At 43.3% G+C, this 21,156-nt stretch carries 16 protein-coding genes; 7 read left to right on the top strand and 9 right to left on the bottom strand.

From position 1 onward, the window contains the following. Positions 1-18 precede the first annotated feature (18 nt). Positions 19-417: a tyrosine-type recombinase/integrase gene (locus K2Y18_00175; GenBank protein ID MBX9804154.1), complete on the bottom strand. Its 399-nt coding sequence runs from the start codon at positions 415-417 to the stop codon at positions 19-21. Between the two features lie 403 nt (positions 418-820). Between K2Y18_00175 and K2Y18_00170 the strand changes: the two genes are divergently transcribed. Continuing rightward, positions 821-1,093, top strand: a complete 273-nt coding sequence (locus K2Y18_00170; protein ID MBX9804153.1) for a hypothetical protein — start codon at positions 821-823, stop codon at positions 1,091-1,093. A gap of 171 nt (positions 1,094-1,264) precedes the next feature. Further along, positions 1,265-2,329 carry a hypothetical protein gene (locus K2Y18_00165; protein ID MBX9804152.1) on the top strand — a complete coding sequence of 355 codons (1,065 nt, stop codon included), beginning with the start codon at positions 1,265-1,267 and terminating at the stop codon, positions 2,327-2,329. Between the two features lie 301 nt (positions 2,330-2,630). Here K2Y18_00165 and K2Y18_00160 read toward each other — a convergent pair whose 3' ends face one another. Beyond that, entirely contained in the window at positions 2,631-3,425 is a 795-nt protein-coding gene (locus K2Y18_00160) for an SDR family oxidoreductase (protein MBX9804151.1), read from the bottom strand. A gap of 404 nt (positions 3,426-3,829) precedes the next feature. Here K2Y18_00160 and K2Y18_00155 point away from each other — a divergent pair, with 404 nt between their 5' ends. From K2Y18_00155 to K2Y18_00135, 5 genes are all read left to right on the top strand, one after another. After that, positions 3,830-5,173, top strand: coding sequence for a hypothetical protein (locus K2Y18_00155; GenBank protein ID MBX9804150.1), 1,344 nt, complete (start codon positions 3,830-3,832; stop codon positions 5,171-5,173). A gap of 26 nt (positions 5,174-5,199) precedes the next feature. Further along, complete coding sequence (locus K2Y18_00150) at positions 5,200-5,706, top strand: GFA family protein (GenBank protein ID MBX9804149.1); 507 nt, start codon at positions 5,200-5,202, stop codon at positions 5,704-5,706. A 297-nt stretch (positions 5,707-6,003) separates the two neighbouring features. Further along, on the top strand, positions 6,004-7,791 hold the full coding sequence (locus K2Y18_00145) for a hypothetical protein (GenBank protein ID MBX9804148.1): 1,788 nt from the start codon (positions 6,004-6,006) through the stop codon (positions 7,789-7,791). Further along, positions 7,788-8,606, top strand: a complete 819-nt coding sequence (locus K2Y18_00140; GenBank protein MBX9804147.1) for a leucine-rich repeat domain-containing protein — start codon at positions 7,788-7,790, stop codon at positions 8,604-8,606. Before K2Y18_00145 ends, K2Y18_00140 begins: the two co-directional genes overlap by 4 nt. 18 nt (positions 8,607-8,624) lie before the next feature. Further along, positions 8,625-11,318, top strand: coding sequence for a hypothetical protein (locus K2Y18_00135; GenBank protein MBX9804146.1), 2,694 nt, complete (start codon positions 8,625-8,627; stop codon positions 11,316-11,318). A gap of 115 nt (positions 11,319-11,433) precedes the next feature. Here K2Y18_00135 and K2Y18_00130 read toward each other — a convergent pair whose 3' ends face one another. The 7 genes from K2Y18_00130 to K2Y18_00100 form a co-directional block, all read right to left on the bottom strand. Then, positions 11,434-12,918 (bottom strand): hypothetical protein, encoded by a 1,485-nt coding sequence (locus tag K2Y18_00130; GenBank protein ID MBX9804145.1) that lies wholly within the window; start codon positions 12,916-12,918, stop codon positions 11,434-11,436. A 153-nt stretch (positions 12,919-13,071) separates the two neighbouring features. Then, positions 13,072-14,568 (bottom strand): AMP nucleosidase, encoded by a 1,497-nt coding sequence (locus K2Y18_00125; protein MBX9804144.1) that lies wholly within the window; start codon positions 14,566-14,568, stop codon positions 13,072-13,074. A 102-nt stretch (positions 14,569-14,670) separates the two neighbouring features. After that, the gene (gene ftsY / locus K2Y18_00120; GenBank protein MBX9804143.1) at positions 14,671-15,624 is read right to left on the bottom strand and encodes a signal recognition particle-docking protein FtsY; all 954 of its coding nucleotides are present in this window, start codon (positions 15,622-15,624) and stop codon (positions 14,671-14,673) included. Then, positions 15,621-16,946, bottom strand: coding sequence for a tRNA (N(6)-L-threonylcarbamoyladenosine(37)-C(2))-methylthiotransferase MtaB (mtaB, locus tag K2Y18_00115; GenBank protein MBX9804142.1), 1,326 nt, complete (start codon positions 16,944-16,946; stop codon positions 15,621-15,623). Before mtaB ends, ftsY begins: the two co-directional genes overlap by 4 nt. Before the next feature lie 135 nt (positions 16,947-17,081). After that, entirely contained in the window at positions 17,082-17,459 is a 378-nt protein-coding gene (locus tag K2Y18_00110; protein MBX9804141.1) for a low affinity iron permease family protein, read from the bottom strand. A gap of 102 nt (positions 17,460-17,561) precedes the next feature. Further along, a complete protein-coding gene (locus tag K2Y18_00105) occupies positions 17,562-20,084 on the bottom strand; it encodes an AsmA family protein (protein ID MBX9804140.1) in 2,523 nt (840 codons plus the stop codon). A gap of 176 nt (positions 20,085-20,260) precedes the next feature. Next, positions 20,261-20,977 carry a hypothetical protein gene (locus tag K2Y18_00100; protein MBX9804139.1) on the bottom strand — a complete coding sequence of 239 codons (717 nt, stop codon included), beginning with the start codon at positions 20,975-20,977 and terminating at the stop codon, positions 20,261-20,263. Positions 20,978-21,156 lie beyond the last annotated feature (179 nt).

Genomic DNA, 21,156 nt, shown 5'->3' with positions numbered 1-21,156 from the left:
GCTTTTGAAGAGGGATTGTTAATTTCTTCGGCGTTTAACAGGTGGTTTTTTGGACGACGACGTATTTCCAGCATAAGCAACATCGAAAAAGGCTTCATTGGCTAAGGTTATAAACTCTCTCACAGGATCGATATCAAGGCGTTCATAAACTCTAGTGGCCTCAACACTTTTGTGAGCTAGGGTTTTGCCAATAATGGCAGTTGTTGCGCCGAGGGCTCCCATCCAGCTTCCCAGCGTTCTGCGAAGATCGTGAATCCGCAGATCAGCAATATCAGCTCGTTTTAACACACGCTTCCAAGCTTTCTTTGGGTCGGTCAAGTATCCTTTCTCACCCTTTCCAGGAAAAACGTATGGACTTTGAGAGGTTTGTTGCCGTTCCTTTAATATTTCAATAGCCGGATCCGTCAGTGGAATCACATGAGACTCACCATTTTTCCTTTGAGGGGAGGGGTGCAGTTCTTCAAAAATGGTTTGGTAAAATTAACTTTCATTTTCTCTCCGGTGCCTCACTGGTGCCGCATTATAGGTAAATTTTTGGCTAACTCTATAAAATTTTATATAATAAATATACCCAGAACTCCTTGATTTGTAGAACTTTATAAGAGATGAGGTAAGTTAGGAAAACGCCAGATTCTAAGGCTCATAACCTGAAGGTCGTTGGTTCAAATCCAGCCCCCGCAACCAATTAAAGTAACCATTTCCCTGAAAAAAGTAACTCCCCTCAAATTCTTGGTACGCAGAAATTGGGCATGATCATTAATCAATCCTTAGGAAAGAAATGTATATAATTCATATGCATGCAAGAAAAGGAGAGAAAATTATGACAGTACAAATGCTTATTCGTTACCCTGTATCTGATTATCAACAGTGGAGAAATGTGTATGAAAGCACGGTTCAACATCACCAAAAATTAGGTGTGAAGCCTTTACATCTTTTCACAGACATTGAAAATCCAAACACTGTCACGTTGATTTTTGAAGCAAAAGACTTAGAATGCGCGAAGAATTATAACGCATCTCCTGAGTTGAGGGAAGCAAGAGAAAAGGCTGGCCTTCTCAGCAAGCCTGAAATTCATTTCTTATCAAGCATATAGTATCTTATATAAAACCCTGGTTTCATTGTTTAGAAACCAGGGTAATTTTATAGGCCCGGCAGGGCTGTAAAGATATAGTAGACTTTCTCATGCTATCTGATCTCCTTAACCTCAAGTTAATAGATTAATTGTACAATTGATAAAATAAATATCGTTAGGGGAGTCGCACAAATGAGAAAATTCGGAATCGTTACACTGGGACTAATGGTGAGTCTCTCAGGATGGGCTTCCGATGGTAAATCCGTGAAGACACGGATTGAGGAAAAAGAGACAGAAATTCGTGAAAAAAATGAGGCGGCGAAAAAGTCACAAGAAAAGATTGCACCGAATCCAGAAAAGGTCAGGGCCGTATCAGCGAAACTTTCTGAACTCAAACAAAAAGCCCTAAAAGCGATCGAAGCGGAAGCCAAGTTGGCAAGAGCCCACAAGAAGGATCCAAGCACAGCTGTAATTGCTGTAGATAATGGCAAGGAAGTGGCAGAAGAAATTGGCCCTTTTAATGATGCGAATGTTCCGTATCCCCCCGATAAATACTTGACTTTTACCTTGACCAAACAGGAAGCAGACGATTATTTGCATGATTTGGCTTTGTTCAAGCAAGGGTTCATTGATAATCAGGGTCGACTTTTGCCGGCTGGAAAAGAAAAAAGAGTTCAACCAAAGATCGTTCGAGATCCAGCAATTTTGCATATCGCTACTCCCTTATTTGGCCGCTCCAGTCCCAACTTTATTTATGGAAAAATGGTTGAATGGGAAGGCATCTCTGATGCGGAGTTTGCGAAGAGAAAAGAAGCCTACTTCAGAAAATTTAGGACCCATGGGCCGAGAGAGAGAGCGCTTACAACCTTTAAAGGATATCCCGCAGATAAATACTTGACCATTACGCTCAATGAACAGGATGCAAAAGACTACTTACACGATACGGCGTTATTTGAACAAGGTTTCATTGATAATCAGGGTCGACTTTTGCCGGCTGGAAAAGAAAAAGGTATTCAGCCCAAGATCGTAAGAGACGCACAACTCCTTCATGGAGCAACCGCCCTTCTTGGGCCCACAAGTCCAAAGTATATTCTTGGAATCATTGAAGAGCAACAAGACTATACGGATGAGGAGTTTGAGAAGGCAAAGAAAGGGTACCTGGGGTGGTATTATTTGGGGAATACACTGTCGCAATATGTTAAGTCATTCGAACACAAACCAGAGCCTACTCAGGATGCCAGCAAAAGCGCTAACTAAGGGGCGAGCGTGCATTACAACTAAATAATGATCCCCGAAAGGCACTATCCGGCAGCATATTGATGAGTCTTATTTAAAAAATAGCATTTCATCGTAAAAGGATCTAAGGAGAAGGGACCTGAAGCTAACCTATGACTCAATTATGCGCCCTCAAGAATTGTTGAGATCAAGTTTTTGATTCAGGTGTGTGTGATGCAAATGTCGCTTCTTCGTGAAATGGGCATTACGATGGCAGAGATTTCAGAAGCTGTCGAGACAATGTAAATGAAACCTCCCTTCTTGATTTTGCGAGGAGGGGTGGTTAAAGGTCGACGTTAAAGAGGTCTTTGTAGGCCTTCTTTGTTAATTTTTCCATTATCTTTAAGGATAGAAGTTTATTAAGAATGGGCAGAATTCTTAGGAGAAGATCGCTTGGCACTGATATAGCTATCTTGTTTCCGAGCGCTTTCAAAGACTTCTTTGCAACGACACTTGGAGGTAAGAGATTTGTTTTGGGTTTTGGAATGTTCTCGGTTCTATAAAAGTTGGTATCAATGGGCCCAGGGCATACGGTTAAAACATCGATTCCTTTGCTCCCATACTCGATATGAAGACTGATTCCAAGTTTTAAAACATAAGCTTTTGAAGCGGCGTAAACAGCAAGGAGTGGACCTGGAACAAGAGCAAGTATGCTAGAAATAAATATAATGCCACCTGACGATCTTTCAAGCATGGCAGGAATTAACCTGTAGGTTAAATCTGTATAACCCAAACACATGGTGTTAATCATATGGAGTGTTTTCATGCGATCTTGCTGATGAAAATAGCCAAAAGATCCAAATCCAGCATTATTCACCAAGAGGCCAATGTGGATTTTCTTTGCGTGAAGAAACTTATAAATTTTGTCAGCAGAATCTCCTTTCGTTAGATCTTGACTCAAGGTTATGACCTTAACGGAATGCATGGTTTGAATGCTCTTTTTTGCAGCAGTTAATTTTGCTTTGTCCCTTGCAACAAGAACAAGATCATACCCTCTTGCCGCCAATTCATGGGCAAAGGCAAGTCCAATACCGCTTGATCCCCCTGTAATGAGAGCGTATCCGTCGTATTTTTTCAACGTCTCCTCGTCTCGTGGTGGATAATGATGCCTACACCTATTAAATTAGGGCGAAAGGTCAAGAAATCAAGATGGCTTAACGGAAAATTAATATTTTCAGTTGTTTTCATTCCCTTTTTAATCTCAAAATTAGGGCATACGCCCTTCCTTGAAACGAGCCTATAGACCATCAGGTCAGTCCTTGATCTACGGCTGCTTGGGCCTTATGATTGGCAAACTTGGTTGATAACGAGGCTCTCCCAATAAGAGAAGAGAGGAAAAATAAGAATGTTGGTAATGTATCCCCCCTTTTAAAGTGCAGTTAAGTATTTATTAAATTTACTTGCAAAACCATAATATTAAGTATAAATTGCGAACAATATTACTGTGAATAATTTGGAATAAATTGAGGAAATAGTTAAGTCATGAATAAAGCGATAATATTGATAATTTTGGGATTTGGGCTCATATTTTCTGAAGCCAATGCTGCCGGTCGAGAGGATACTTTAGGGGATAGAAATCCTAAAGTATGCTATGCTCACCTTGATGAGACACAAGACCAATCTCGGTTTTTTAGAATCCTCGAGGACCCAGACGTAAACCGTAAACATCAATCAACCTGTCTCATTCAAAGTGGTATAGTTGAAATGCCTGGTGGCGGCCATTCTAAAATGATTGGATCGGGTGTTTTAGTTTCTTTTCTTTCTCCTTCAGGCGAAACATTAAAGTATGTTTTAACAGCGCTTCATGTTGTTGAAATCCCAGCGAAGTATACGGTTAAGTTTGAAACTTCAGACCGCTATTACAATGTCGTTCAAATTATTGCTCTACCTGAATATACCAATGCTAAGGGTGTGCTTACGAAACATGATATCGCATGTCTTATTCTAGGAACATACCCCGAAGAAGTAGTTCCTTCAAAAATTGCATCTTCCAAATTTGGCTTCTTTGAAGGCCTTGGACGTCATTTTACGAGCTCTAAAACGAATCTTAGCCTTTCTGGTTATGGCATGTTGGTAAAAGTTCATGAGGATGGTCATATCACCTTTGAGATGGATCGCATTCGAAGACATTATAGAGAAGTCAGAATAAGGGAAGGCGGGGTTTCGTCCTCTAAAGATGGAGATGGTAAGATAACGGAAAGCATAGCTGTGGTGTCATTTAATGACATTAAGGAACCCTCCTATGTTTCATTTATCACGCCTGGGTTTAGCGGATCTGGGTTGAGGAATAACGATGGTGACATCATTGGGATTTTTAATCTTGGTCATAGACCTATCGGGACCACACAAATAAATCAGGCAATCAATAAATTATTGAGAGAACCAAATGATGCGGAGAGTCATGAGAGCCCTAGTGGTTGGGGTGAAGTTGTCGCTGGCATAAATGAACGCGTTAAGCTTTGGGATGAAAAATCACAAACTGAGAAGAGGGATATGTGGTTCAGCAGATACCAGAACCTTTCTAAAGTAGCCTTAAGCTCTTTAGCTCTTTATTCCTGCTGGGATGTCCTTTTCCGGCTCGACTCGGCATTGGTAATGGCAGTTGGTTGCTATTTTAAAATTCATGAAATTCCGTTAGGGGTAACAAGAAAATTATTTAATTGGTATTACCCAGTGCCCCAATCTGCTTCATCATTAGGTTCAATTTTAGGGAGCACAGCCGAGAGGTTACTAAACGGTCATGATGATATCGAGTCTACATTTCAAGATATTACTGGAATTAAAGAGATCCTAGAGGGGGAGATAGTAAAGAATTTAATCAAATAACTGGAGTAAGGTGAGTTATAGAATTCATGAAACTAATCGGTTCTTGTCATTGTCAATCTGTCCGCTTTGAGGTGGAATCCTTCACGCCTTATCCCTTTATGTATTGCTATTGTTCCATATGTCGCAAAACTGCAGGCGGTGGCGGGTATGCTATCAACATTATGGGCCAAGCAAATACCTTCAAAGTTGAGGGAAGGGAGCATGTCAGCATTTACCGAGCCCGCATGCCAGGGAAAATGACCGGCACCTTTGAGGAAAGTTCTGGACAACGTCATTTTTGCAAAATCTGCGCCAGCTGTTTGTGGATATCGGATCCGCAATGGCCGGATTGGGTTTATCCCTTTGCATCTGCCATTGACACCCCCTTACCAAAGCCCCTTGAGCGCATCCATATGATGCTCGACTTTGCCGCCAAGTGGTGCGAAATACCTAAAGGCAAAAAGGAGCGATATATTGCCCAATATCCTGAGGATTCCATTGAAGGATGGCATAAAGACCACGGGGTGTATGGGGTTGAGGGGAAGGAAGAGTAAGACTTTTATCCTTTAAAATTAATAAGTTAATCGTCATTGCGAGCGAAGCGAAGCAATCCAGGGGCAACATTAAGAGATCTGGAAGCATTATCCCCTAGAAATTTTGCTTTTAATAGCTTGTCCTTGGCTCCTGGATTGCTTCGCTTCGCTCGCAATGACGGCAAGATGGGAGATAAATCCTGGAGAATATTTACGTTTTCAACAGTCTTGAGTTCTCCCCTATTGACAGTTCCCCATGCTCTGAATATCTTTTAAGAATAACTTTCTTAAAATTTAAAACAATAAGAAGGCATTCTCATGAAAAAGTTCATCTTCAAATTATGTGCATTGAGTTTATTTGTGTCGATCTTCAGTGACGTAAAAGCTGCTGAAAAGATTGACGATAAGATTGACGATAATGTCTTTAGAATGAGCGATACAGAGTCAGCAACGCCCTTAACGGAAGCTGATATGCAAAGTATGCTTGATGATGAGAAAGATTCAGGTCCAGGAGTTGTTTCTCAAGATTCGGCCATGGTCCCGGCTCCGGCAATGGCCTCGGAGGGTCCATTGCCTGCTAGAGGCGGTTGGGTGAAGGCACAACGCCCCCCTATTAAATTAGCATCAAGGCGGAAATCTCAAAATCCTTTGAAAAGGGAAGGAAGAGATGATGCGAAAGGCGAAATGGCTATAGCGGAGGCGAGTCCACAACCAAGTGAGGTGAGATCATCCCCGATGAGCGACAATACGGATGAAGAGGGGGAAGTATTTCCCTTTGATTTTCGCCTAATCAGTTGCTTAAAGGATTGGGGAGATGGGACCTCTTGCCCCTTACCACACAAGTTTCTCTTCAATGAAGAAACCTTTAAAGGCATCACCCCACAACCCTCGATGAGTGAGCTTCAGAACAAAGTTGGAAAAGAGCTTGTAAAGTGGCATGAGAAGCGCGGGGAACACTGGGAGCCTTTGCGAGATGCAATCTTATTGAAAGGGAAAACGCAAGAAAGGTTGTCTAGAAAACAGAAGAAGCCGGTCGCTGTAGAAATTTTAGCAAAAGCCCAAGAAAATGATACCGTTGCCGAACGAGCACTGGAGGCTATCAAGAAGAAATACATGCAGTTGCATCCGAAGCTTTCCTGGGATGATATGCAAAGAGACTTTGCTGTTCCAAAACCCATTAAGTTGGATCTGGCATATTACAGTTCAAAACCAAAGGTAAGAGTAGAGCCTCGCCGGCAAGAAAAAAATGAAAAAGGCGTTGTGATTTCTAGTCCTGTAGACCTAGATATCGCGATCTCTATGCTCGTGAGGCTTGTCCAAGATATACATGTTGAGCAAGAGTTCTTTAAAGAAATTTGTTCGACGCATCGTTTTTATTTTCACCCTCAAGTGAGTGGGTGGACAGGAACCTTGCCTTTCAAAAAATGGTGGTGCATGGGAAATACCATTTGGGAGTGTATAGATGGCATTTATGCGAGATACCCGATTCGTTCCTGCCGCGAGAGAGAAAGAGACGAAACAACAGATCAAGGGTACGCTCTTGCTAAGTTCAATAAAGATCAATTGGGTAAATTTAGGCGCAAAATATGGAGCAAAATCACTCGTTTTGATAAACTGATTGCTCAACAGGAAAGAAAGGGAATCGTTCCTGTTGAGGTGGTGAATCATCGTGTATTTATTATGGATGAGTTGCACGATGACGATGCTCCCAGAGATAATTCCCAACTTCTGATTGATCTAAGATTTAAAACGTTGCCTGATTTTATAGATAAAGAAGAAGCTCCTATTGTGAAACGTCCAATTCATTTTTTAAATGTTTTTAAAGGGAGTAATGTTGATGAGGTGCGGCTAGTGTCTGATCCTGTTACCCTTCATCGGGCACATTTTATTCTTATCCTCGAGGAATTACATCAGGGTCAAAGTAAGCTTCTTTTGAGAAGAGGCCACAATCCCCGGCATTGCCCATTACACCTAATGATGCACCGCATTTGTCTTATCAGAACAAGCCTGAATTGGATCCCCTCAATGTTGCTAAATATTGCAAACTCCTTAATAAGTATGAGGAATTGCTCACAGAGCAACGAAGGATTTGTACAGACCTTATGAAAGGTCAATTTGATTGGTCGACAATTCCGAGTCCTTTAGGAATGCTGGATAAAAGGTTCCAGCCCGAATCGAGCAGACTTCCTCGAAAAAAGTCTGAAGTGGTTAATTTAAGTGCCCGAGAGTTTACAGATAAAGATCTGATTGTCCAAGAATGGATGGGGAATGGTCCGGGTCGCTCTTACACTTTTTACTACTTAGACACGGTCAATCTGAGTCATAATCTTCTCCTTAACCCAGACCCACTTGTATTTTCAACACATATATTCCATCTTGATTTAAGCAACAATCAGTTGACCAGTCTTGACTGTCTTAGAAATATATTACCTTATCTTCACACTCTTAATGTGGCGGGAAATCGCTTGCAAAAATTGTCTCCTTTAGGGGAAATACCGTGTAACTTAGATAAGTTAAATGTCTCTGGGAATCAGCTTCAAGGAAATAAATATGAAACGACAAGTATTCTTGGACAATTGACCGGTCTTCTCGAACTCGATATTTCTGACAACACGTTTGATAACCTTGGGGGTCTTTCTTCTTTAGGAAATTTGACGTTTCTTAACGTTGCGAATGTGGGACTTCAGGGCGCGCTGGGTTATGTGCTTCCAAGCTTGCCTCGCCTCGTTACTTTTAATGGAAGAGGCAACCCTAACCTCCAGATGGAACCGCTTCAGGTGAACACCGAACTCTTTAAGGAGACATTTCCCACAGTTCGAGAAATGTATCCCCTGATTAAAACTTTCAAGGTTGACAATTTTGTCCTTGAAGAAGCCCCGTTAGGTCACGCTGTGGGTTCTATTAATGATGATGAAAATTAAAGTGTAAGGATGAAAGACATGAAAATTATCCCTCAAGTTTTGGCAGTCACTTTAAGTTTCTTAGTAGTCGAGCATGGCAACGCTATGGATGATACAAGCTCAAGAGACTATGCAGGAGAGGACAAACGTCCTGGCAGTCTTTTGCGTGTCGAAAGTCGTGAAGTTTTAGAACTCATGAATGAGCCGGTCATTGACTTTCGCTACTGGTGCCTTGAGTTGGGCTTAAAAGATCAAACCGGTGAAAATGCCGTAGTTGTCTCGTCGATTTATGGGAAGGCTGATACAGAGTTTTATGACGATTATTACGGTGTTTCCTTTTCTCAAAAACAACCCTCTTCCTTCAATAAAATCACAGGGAAAAAGCACCTCCCTTTTTCGGGAGAAAAAGTTAAGAAGCGGCTGAGAAAGAAAGTTGAGGAGTTTAAAGCCTACGATGTTGCTTTGAAACGGTTGCAGGAGGCCGAAATAAAGTATACGGCTGAAACAAAAGCTTGGAATGAGAAACATACTCAGACAACTGCTCTTGTAGAGGATGCTTCCAGAGATCTTCTCGCCTCAATTAATTCCTTATCCAACCTATCTGGTTTTGAGGACCAGGAGAAAGACCAAAAAGCAGAATTAAAGGAATCACTTGTCGTTCAAGAGAGGACAGAAGTACCGGATACGACTCATTTTTCGGCCGCATTAAAAGAATGTAAGAAAGCAAAAGATGCTTTTGATCGAATATTGAAAAAGTTGTTGGCTGATCATCCTTTACGTGTTGATGTTGATGATAGGGGGGACCGTGTTATTATTTTCCGCACCCAGGCAGAACTCGAAGAGTTGATCTATGATTCAGACCTCAGAGACTTGGCCGATGATCCGAGAAAGATTACCATCCTGCACTCAACTTCAGCAGATCTTGAAAATAAGAAGAACAGGGTTAAAGGATTTACAATTGGGGATGATCCCCTCGAGCTCATAATACGGACGCATATGCTGAAATCAAAGAAGAGTAAAGACAAAGTACTTCAGGGAAGAAATGGTCGTGCACATGACTTTAATAGAAAGTTGAAAGATGCTCTCACAAGATATAAACGGGATTATCGAGAAAAGGTTAAGCATGTCGTAAGCTTGACAGATTGGTCAGATTATTGCTATGGGACCACTTTTCAAACCGTACAAGATGATATTCAGAAGAGTTGGACAACGCCACCCTCCCTGGCTCGACATCCTTTGATGGATTCCGCAACGGATAAAGAGAAAACTCATCGCCTGTTGGGGAGTGATGATTTTGGAAAATTTTTAGCAGAGACGTGGTGGGACACTATTATCAAATTCCAAGAATCTTTGGGTGATTTGGCTAACATAGATAGTGAAAATGATGCCAATTTTTGTGATGTGTCCGGCAATTTATCCTGTGCTAAAACCTTTTTCGAGATCTTTCGTACATCCGAGGAGGGCGTGGTCACGACTCTTGGAGCCGATGAGCCTCTTGAGCTTGGCAATAGGCCGAGAAGAGATTTTCAGCGTCCCTTTCAAACAACATTTTACAATGGGAATATAAGAGCGCCTGAGCACATGAGATTTCATCGAAGTCATTGGCATAAGGTTATGGCCCAATTGCATAATCCAGCGGTCAAAAAGAAGTGGGAAGAGCGCCTGAGAAAGTTGAGACTAGATGAGATGAGTCCTGTGGAATTATTGTCGCTTCGTGAGGAATATAAAAAGGAAGCGGAAAAAAATGAGAAATTGCACAAAGATATTGGAATTAACTTCCAAAAACTTCAAACAAAGCCAAAAGCCTCCCTGTTGCCCTCAGTACTGCCAAGTCTTCTGCCTGCCCCCATTGAGCTTCTAAGGTTCAAAACGCTTCCCCCCGAGCCGGAGCTGGGTGTATCAACCTCAAGGGAAGAGGAGATTGAATTGAGAAGTCTTGAATTGAAAGACAGACATGTGCACACCATGTGCCTTGTGAGGGTTGAGGATCATCTTCAATACGTCCCCCTCTTAAGTCGTTATAGTTGCCTAGACCTGGGAAATAATTGGATTGAAGAACCTTTTAAGTTTCCATTTGGGTTCGCTTTTCAAACCACTCTCGTTTCCTTAGATCTCTCATTCAATCGTCTTAAGAGCTTTGATTTTCTTCCAACCTTGAAAGCCCTTAGAAAATTTAATGGATCCGGGAACACAAGGATACTCTCACTCCCTGTTTGGGGAGAGGATGAGGAGAGTATTTTGGAAGATCTTAATCTTTCCCACATCAATCTCAAAGAAGTCGAGTCTCTTTGTTTCTTAAGTAATTTGACGGCTCTTGATCTTTCCCACACGAAAATCCAAGAATTAAGACCTCTTGCCTCTCTTGTAAAACTCGTGAAATTGGATGTGTCGAATACGCGGGCGCAGAACCTCATGAAACTTGATACGCTTGTCGTCTTGGAAGAATTGCTTGCTAGTGAATGTCTGCTGATGGAAGGGACTTGGAAGGAAGTTGTGCCACCTTTGCCACTTCTGAAAAGACTTGAGTTGAGGAAAAATCCCATAAAGTGGTTCCCGTATAATACTTTAGAAAAAGCCAGAAAGGTACTTTCGTCATCAGATAATGTGAACAATGATCGTGAATTTAATGAAACATTCCCGAATCTCGTCTCTCTTGGCGCGGAAGATGAATTTTTAGAAGAAAAGATTAAATTAAGTGATTTAAAGTCAAACCCGATGTTTTTTGGGAAATAAGTAATTCGCCATAAAAAGGGCCCTTTTGGGCCCTTTTTTATAAATATTGAAAGGAAAAATAACCGAAGAAGTGATAAATCCCCGCTTTGGTGAGGGTTTCAAGAAAATATCTTACCTAACGGGTAAAACACTTATTTTTATCTGGACCCGCCTTCTTACCTTTTAGGATTTTGTTAATTTCAACGCTGATTAAATCATAAGGCTGAGTACAGAAGGAACTCATAGCTCTGAGTTCCATGCTGAATTTGACACTTAAGTCTCTAATATCTTGTATGGATTCCTTCTTTGCAGGCCATTCATCGAGAACTTTCTTAGCTTTTTCCAACTCCGTGTTTGCGTTTCGTTGCAAATCACTTATATAACCCGAAACATCTGCTTGAGTTAACGAAGATTCAGATGATTTTGCTACGGGAAAAATGCTCAAAAATTCTGAGAGTTGAGAAGCAAGACACTTACATTGGTTGATTGCTTCAACGCCTCTCCTATTCATTTCGGCTTTAGCCTTTTCAAGCAATTTTTTAGTAGTATATGAACATTTTTCGGGACTAAGAACTTCTTTGCCTTCAGAAAAATCTGAAATTTCTTTATTCAATTCTCTAAAATCTTTAAGGGCGGCAGAAGTAGTTTCAATAACGACTTCCGTAACACTTTGCTCTAATTCTCCTACCTTTTTAAAAGTGTTGTCATTGGCAGGCCATTGATTCAAAATCTTGTTAATTTTTGTCACACCGCCATTAGCATTTATTTTTATATTATTAATTTTATCCAAAACCTCAGATTGACTAAACGGGGCTATTGTCTTTTTCTTAGAAAAAGGCAACAAACCCTTCTTGTATTTATTGACTGGAAATAATTTTACTTGAGTCTCGAGTAAACTCGATAAGCAACGAGCGTACTTAGCAACTTCCATTCCATCATTCTTTAAATCGGTTTTTGCAGCAGCTAAATGTGCTGCATTCGTTGCTTCAATTGCTTTTGACTGTGTTACGTTTAGAGGCTTTGGTACGGGAAGGGATGGCAATGCTCGAACCTGTGGAGCAATTATAAGAGTCATACTCGGTGGCAAGACACTTAAAGCTTTTCCTTTAATCGATTTTCCTTGGACTAGGATTTCTATAGGTAATTTTTTATGCCGCCCCTCAAGTTTTGGTCGAATGTATGTATCAATGAAAGCTTCATCTAAAACAGTGTTTGAAGGAAGGTCCAACCTTACCAAGCCCGTTGGTAGTTGAACACCCACTTGCTGCACCATTTCCCCTATCTCTTGGGATGGCGCTCTTGGCAACTCAACACTTTTGGACTCCGAAGAAGCAGGAGGAGCAGGCTGCGGTTGAACGGTAACTTGAGAAACTGGCTTCTCACTAACACTAGTTCTAGTCGGTGGAGCAGCTCTTTGAGGTGTTTTTACTTTAGCTGTTCTGCAAGCTTCTAAGTTCTCGACCGCACAATTTTTTTCACAAGTCTCTTTTTTTATTGTGTCAGCACAGGATATATCTGTACATTCCTTTAAGCATCGAATTTTGCCCCACTGTTCTCCTTGAGCCGCTGTACTGATGCTCACAACACTAAGAAAGGCGATCAGTGTATTTTTTGATTGCATTTGATTTGCCCTAAATACTGATTACTCTATATAGACACATATTATCAAATATCTATTAAAACTTTATTAAAAGGCACGTCTGCGAAAAGAGTAGTTTCGCAGTCTAGCTAATAACTACTGCTTAGAAATGGTTAAGGCACATTCAGGCAGGCTCTACCGGAACGGAGGCTCGTCAAAGCCGCGGAGTTTGCGGGAGTGGAGTTGGTCAACGCCTTGGGAGCGCAAGAGGCGGATGGCTTCAAGACCGATACGTAAATGTTGGTTGACTCGTTGATTATAGAATTTATTGGCCATGCCCCGCAGTTTAATTTCCCCATGAATGGGTTTGTCAGAGACGCATAAGAGTGTCCCGTAGGGGACCCGGAATCGAAAGCCGTTCGCAGCCACCGTGGCGGATTCCATATCAAGCGCAACGGCGCGGCTTTGACGGAATCTCTCGTAAAGCTCGTCGGATCGCAATTCCCAATTTCGGTTGTCGGTTGTAACCACCGTGCCTGTGCGCATGCCTGTCTTCAAGGTTTCTTTATCTAGGGCGATATTTTCAACCGCTTGTTGAAGGGCGACTTGAACTTCGGCAATGGGAGGCACGGGAATCCAGGTGGGCAGGTCTTGGTTTAAGACATTGTCTTCACGCACATAACCGTGGGCCAGGACATAGTCGCCTAAGGCTTGGGTTGAGCGTAAGCCCGCACAATGTCCCAACATCAACCAACAATGGGGGCGCAAGACGGCGAGGTGATCCGTAATGGTCTTCGCATTGGTGGGGCCGACGCCAATATTTATGAACGTAATCCCCATGCCATCCTTTCGTTTCAGATGGTATCCAGGCATTTGAGGGAGGTTCTTTGGAGAGGTAACCTCATCGTCACCTCGGCGATAGATGGAATCGCCTGTAATGACTAATTCTTCATAATCGGAGTCATTTTTGATCTGTTCGAGACCAAAAGCAATGAACTCATCCACATATCTCTGATAGTTGGTGAGGAGGACGAATTCTTGAAAATGCTCAGGAGAAGTCCCGGTATAATGATGAAGGCGGTGAAGGGAATAATCGACACGCTCGCCGCTAAACATTGAAATAGGCTTGATACCAGTAGCACCAGGACGGTAGGTGCAATTGGCAATATCATCATTCACACGCGTTAAGTTAGGGAGAGCAAAGCCTGTTTGCATCTGCCAGAGCTGTCCCATATCAAGGGTGCGCGGATCAAGCTGAGCGGGTGTATGATCCATGGCAAAGGGCAGGGGAATCGACCAGTTGCTGGCGCCCACATAGACGGGTACTTTGTGGCGATCCATCAGCAATTCGATTTGATGCTGGTAGTACCGCTTAAAGATGTCGGGGCGCGTAACTGTGCCCCCATAAAGGCCAGCTTCAACGACGACGCCATAAGATAGGCGGGCATCCAGATTTAAATCCTTTTGCGTAACTTGAATGCCAACGTAGGGATAGGTGGCTTCTGCCAGCAAGGACTCAGGCACTTCTTCTCCATCCAGAAGGCGCTTGAAGGCATCATGAATCAAGATGCTGTTCTTGTTGTAGATATCCTCAATAGCTTGAACAGCTTCTGCCGCATCTGTGTAAGCCACAACATCCTTAACCCCTGGAAAAAGGGGTTTGGTGGTGTCGTTGTTGATGTCAGTTGCCATGGTCACCTATTCTATTGGTTTTGATAAGATTCAGCCTTATCAATATATTAAAAATGATACTCTTAAATTTTCTTTAATTTCTTCTACTCTGCTCGTATAAAATTAACCTTCTAACCCCACCAGGTTACGGGCAAAATCGCGACTCGTAAAGGGGCGAAGGTCATCGGCTGTCTCACCAACCCCGACCGCATGAATGGGTAGGCCAAATTTTTGGGCAAGGGACACGACGACACCGCCACGGGCTGTGCCATCCAGCTTGGTGATGACAAGGCCGGTGAGGCCAATAATCTCTTGAAAATTGTGAACCTGACTATGGGCATTTTGCCCCGTTGTTCCATCTAATATCAACAACGTACTATGGGGGGCAGAGGGGTCCACCTTACTTAAGACGCGCTGAATTTTCTTTAGCTCTTCCATAAGATGCGCTTTGTTTTGAAGACGCCCTGCGGTGTCAATCAAGAGAACATCGGCTTCTACCTCTTTGGCTTTCGTAAGGGCATCAAAAGCAAGGCCAGCGGCGTCAGCACCGGGTGCACCGGATATCACGGGGACGTTCAAACGCTGTCCCCAAATCTGGAGTTGCTCGACGGCGGCCGCGCGAAACGTATCGCCGGCTGCCATCATGACGGAGAGACCTTGATCCTTCCATTGCTTAGCAAACTTTCCCATGGTTGTTGTTTTCCCGCTGCCATTGACACCGACCACCAAAACGACGTGGGGTTTGTGGGCAGCATCAAGGGTGAGAGGTTTGGCGATAGGGTCTAAGATCCCTTCGATGGCGGTTGCAAGGTAGGCTTTGACTTCTTCGATCGTAATTTCTTGATCAAGACGTTGTTTACCAAGGTCGGTTGTCAGCCGAGAGGCTGTTTCGGGCCCGAGATCACTGGTGATCAACAGCTCTTCCAACTCATCTAAAGTGGCCTGGTCGAGCTTTTTGGAGACGAAAATGGTCTTTAAGCCATCTCCCAAGCGGTCTGAGGAGCGCTTTAAGCCTTGTTTCAGGCGAGACCACCATCCCCCTTTTTCTGACTCAACGGGAGCTTCTTTTTCTGTCATTCCCTTAATTTTCCTATCAATCCGTCCGATGAAGCATCAATGATGCGCACCCTAATGACTGATCCTAGGGCATATTCGACGTCCGTTTCAAGGTGAATTGGGGCAAAGTGATCCGTTTTACCGCGAATCATAATTCCATGCGGGGTATTTTCCAGGGACTCAACCAAAAAGTTGGTGTCTTTGCCAACCCAGGATTGGTAAAAGCGCGTTAAAGCTTCTTGACCTTTTTGGCGTAAAATGGCGGCCCTCTTTTTGATGATGGGCCCAGGAACAGCTGGCATACGACTGGCAGGCGTACCGGGGCGAGATGAATAGGGGAAAACATGCAAATAGGTTAATCCACACTCATCAATACTTCGCAAGGTATTGTCAAACATGTCGTCCGTTTCAGTTGGAAATCCGGCGATCAGATCGGCGCCAAACACGACATCAGGGCGTAATTTCCGTGCCTTTTCGCAAAATGCGATGGCATCCTTCCGCAAATGTCGACGTTTCATGCGCTTTAAGATCATGTCATCCCCAGCCTGTAGGCTCATGTGGAGATGGGGCAACAAGCGGGGCTCCTCGCCAATCAACTTCCAGAGATCTTCATCCATTTCAACCGGGTCCAAAGAGGACAGGCGCAAGCGCTTCAGCTCTGGCACCAGGCTGAGCAGGCGTCGCATCATCTGCCCCAAGGTAGGTGCACCGGGCAGGTCTGCTCCATAGGCAGTGATATCCACACCCGTCATTACAATTTCAGGGTATCCGGCGTCCACAAGGGATCGCACCTGCGCCACAATCTCGCCAATCGCCACACTGCGGGAGTTGCCGCGACCAAAGGGGATTGTGCAAAACGTACAACGATGATCGCACCCATTCTGGATCTGAACAAAAGCCCGGGCTTTACCTTCAAAACCGGATACCAAGTGTCCCGCGGTTTCCCGCACCTCCATGATGTCATTGACCAGAATTCGGTCGTGGGGAGTGTCTTGAAGATAGCTGGACAATTTCATTTTTTCGTCGTTCCCAATGACGCGACTCACTTCTTTCATATCCGCATATTTCGAGGGATTAATTTGGGAAGCGCAGCCGGTGACGATGATTTCAGCATCGGGGTGATCCCGACGGAGGCGGCGAATGGTTTGCCTGGCTTGACGTTCTGCTTCAGACGTCACGGCGCACGTATTGATGATAATCGACTTCGTCAGGCCTGCTTCTCGGCCAAGGTCTTTCATCACTTGAGACTCATAAGAATTCAAGCGACACCCGAAAGTAATGACTGTAGGGCCATCCTCTTTGGGGGCAGATTCTTTTGAATGCGTATGACAGGTTGTTGACATAATATCTATAATTTCTTCATTAAAACAATTGGATGAAGGTTCAGACAGTGTCTGCCTTGTAATGAATACTTAGATCATATTTTATGTGAAAAGGCAATGAAATCAGGAAATGGTGTGAATATATCTTTTTGTTTCCTAATCGTCATCTTCCATTTCTTGCTCGATGGCGGCAAGTTGGTCTCTCAAATCCTCATTTTGCTTCATGAGGGATTTTAGGATCATGGTTATTTGTTTGGTGTCCCGGTTTTGGGAGAACTGAATGCTGAAGGCCATCAAAAACGTGATGATGGTTGTTCCTGTATTAATCACCAACTGCCAGGTGTCTGAGTAATTAAAAAGAGGACCACATAATGCCCACACAAGGACAACCCCAAGAGAAACCGTAAACGCCCCAAGTGACCCTCCTACCTTTGAGAGTTTGACAATTCTTGAACGTATATGTCGTCTCGATGTTTTTAGAAATGCGTGAATGGTCTCCGAAGAGGATTGAAAAAGATCTTTAATATGAATCATGATCATTCCCCAGATTATTGATTTTGACAGAATACCTATACTTGAAGGGTAATCGATAGGGGTTAAGGAGTTCTTAACGATCGATATTCTTTCAAGTTTGCCCTAAAACAGCCCCTTAAAAACATCCTTGATGATTTTTTCAGGTTTATTATCGGGTGCACTTTGGGGCTGTTGAGGGGCAGCTGGCTCGGCTTTATTGTTCCCGCCCAAGATGGACCCTAACATATCAGCCGGCTTAAACTTGCCCTTGCCGAGACTCTCAATGACGCCTTTAAAGACATTTTCCATCATATAGGTTTTCAAGGCTGACGTGTCTAACTTACGTGAGGGATTATCGATAGGTCCTGTCAGGTGCATGTGAAAGGGGGGAAGTTTTGGTATTTTGGTGAGGCGAAAATCGGAATGTACATCTAGTGTATACGCAGGCAGATTAATCGTGCCTGTTGCTTGGCCTTGACCGTCTTCCGCCATGAAGGTCATGGATTGGATGGTACCAATTCCCTCATTAAGGAGGATGTCTCCCTTGAAGGTAGAAAAGGGAGTTTGGCCCTTACCCATGTGGGTGTCTAAGAGCCCGAGAACCGACTGTATGTTTTGGAGACTGGCCAATCGCTCACTAATCGCATGGAGATCAAACCCACTAATCACACCATCTTTGGCTGTAATATTCACAGGGCCGCTCAGATGTTGAATCATGTCTGTGCTGCTCTTCCCGTGTGTGGAGAGATCGGCGGAAAGAGTCAATTTACCTGCAATAATCTTTATGGTTGTGCCTTGGCTTATCACCTGCTTCAGATTCGCATCCTGCAGGAGTATGTGGCCTTTAATCCGATTGTTGGCTGTAATATGCCCGCTACCTCTAAACGTTCCCCCATAAAGGGACCCCGTCAGCGAGTTAATATCCATGTGGCCATTTTGAACCTTGGCGCTGAGTTTGGGCTGGTTGATGACAATGTCCTTTTTGATCAATTGAGGAGCACTGATTTCAAATTGCCCGTCAAACTTGTCTAAGAAACCAAAGTCGATGGGGGCGTTTGTGTCCCTCGGGGTAGAAGACTCCTTTGGAGGCGTCTGTCTCTTCTTTGTTGCAATAAGGTACACCTGGCCTTCCTGAAGGGGTAATGCCTGGAGGTCTCGAGATGCTAAGAGCTTATCCACGTTGATCGAATTCAAAGAAAGTCGCGCATTAATATGGGGCTTGACGTTTGAGTGATCAATCACCACGTCTCCTGCGAAAGTGAAGGTTGGTCCAAATTGTCCTTGGATGTTGGTCAAATTCACGGAGGTTGGATTGAGTTGTATGGAGCCCTTTAATTTCCCAGCGCCTAAGGGCTTGGGATTAGTAGTACCTAACACTTTCAAGATATTTTCGATCTTCGGCGTATCTAAATCGACGTGAAATATTTGTCCATTTTTTCGTTCTTCGAAGGAAACATCCCCGTGGAGTTTGGCATTTTCAATGGTAAGAGACAAGTTCCTTAGTTCTTTAGATTCCCCAAAGGTATAGTCTGTGGAAAAGCCAAAAGTCCCTAAGAGAGCTGGAGGTAAAGATTTAGAATCGATCTTTAACCAATTTAAGAGCTCGTTCCCCTGTTCGACAGTAGCCTTGATAGAGCCCTTGAGACCTTTAGAGGAAGGAATCAGGGTGAAATCACATCCACTTTTCCCGGGGAGGTCTTTAAGGTATCCCTCAATTTGTATCCCTTCCTTAAAGGATACCTTGAGATCGCCTCCTGGATTGGCGGAGCCTATATCAAATTTTGCTTTCGTAAGAGTGATGCTTTGAGCATTTAATTCAACATCTGAATCTACTCCCAACATTCCGGTCAAAAGGGGTGCGTCGTTTCCGATAGCTTCTTTAAGGGTTTTTGCATCAGCTTTAGCTTTCATATGTCCTTTAAAGGTAAATGAGGAAAGATTTAATTTACCGTCAATGCTCGAAGTTGCTTCACCGACTTGGATATTCATGGACACATCTTGCGCCTCTCCAAGAGTGCCCAATGACCCTTTTAATTTAATTTCTCTATCTAGAGCTTTCAAGCTTCCTTCAATAGCATAAGGGCCTTGTAGGCTGTCCATCTTGGCAGAAGTATTAATGTCTTGGAGTTGCGTTTCTTGTCCATTGGCTTGGTAACTCACGCGACCATCGTTGATTTGGATTTTCTCAAAGTCGACTTCAAACTTTGACGAAGGGGAGGGAGTTGTGGACCTTGGCGTGAGAGGCGCAAGGGTTGAAGGACTCGAAAATGTCCAATTCGTACGGCCATCTGCCATCTTTTCTAAGAATACCTCGGGTTGATCCAGATCCAGTTTTGTGATTTTCACGTGTTTCTTCAAAAGAGGCCACAGGCTTAAGGATACGCGTATTGTTTTGATATTGATAAAATCCTTGGACTTTGCCCCCTCAATATTGGCGACGCGTACTCTATTCAGGGTAAGTTTTGGACTTGGAAAGAAGGAAAGTGAAAGAGCGTCGTCGATCGCAACATCACGACCGATCGCTTCTTTTGTTTTGGCAATAATTTCGGGCTTATAATCATTAATGCTAATGAATAAGGGAAGGACAAGCGCCGCGGCAATAAGAACTCCAAAGCCCCCTAACAGTCCATAAATAATGCGCTTCATGATTATATCCTTTTTTTTTATTTTTCAGTTTTCGATAGTCAACAGGGGCATCATAGTGAAGAACAGACGATAACTACCCGGAAACCCATATTTTAATTGCACTCTACTCCAATTAACAACACAGATGCAACGTAAACAAGGCTGGCATTAAATGCCAGCCTCATGAAGGTGTCTTCCTAGTCAAGGTCTCTTGGCGGCAGAGGGAGCGGCCTCGATGAGAGAGGACTTGGAGAAGGGTTGCCTCGTAAATGCGGGGGCAACGGATTCTTACGTGGTTGAGGAGACCCCTCTTGTTGAGGGACAGGGGGCTCGTTTGAAGGGACGGGTTTAAGTCCTAATCTTCCTTCCCCTTCTTGGACGGCGGGTAGCTCTACTGGAGGGGTTTCAGTTTTCGCTTTCTTTTTAAAAGGGCGCCAGGGGTCTTGGTGAGGTTTTGCAGGTTGCTCACCTTTCATGACGCCAACGGTGCCATGTCCACCTCCTAAGATATTAACACCTTCAATCGTTTTAGCGTTTATGCTGAAGTCATAAACTGTTTTCTCATTAATTTGGTATGAACATTTTCCACCTTCTGGCTTTATGGTAATTGGCTGATAAACTTTTTTATTTTTAGTCAACTTATCCTTGATTTGGCCTAGAGCTTGTTGTATTGCTTTCCACTCATTACAAAAATCTCTATTCATTAAGTTATTCGTGAGAATGACACCTTCTTCACCATGAACTTGACCGGCTTCACCAAAAAGAGGAACGGCGGCGTTTGAGCGACAAAGGTCCCTCAGATTCTGTCGATCTATCGTTGGACAATCAACCTTTGCATAAGCTTGATTGATTGATGCAATGAGCAGAGTGCTCAATATCGCTACTTTTATTTTAGAATTTGATGTGTATTTCATTTTGCTTCCCTTCTTAAATGAATTCTCTAATTTTATTTTAGAGAGAGTGTGTAAAATATTCGTTAACGAAAGATTTAGAAAAAATGAATACTTAGGTGTCAGGGGAGCAATATTATTCTTGGAAAATCATCTTTAACACAAAGGGTGACTCTGATATGGTGATCTAAAATTAAACAAGA

The sequence above is a fragment of the Alphaproteobacteria bacterium genome (genome assembly GCA_019746225.1).
Classification (GTDB): Bacteria; Pseudomonadota; Alphaproteobacteria; order Paracaedibacterales; family VGCI01; genus VGCI01.
Note: the sequence above shows the minus strand (reverse complement) of the source record. Positions and strands in the feature narration are given on the sequence as shown.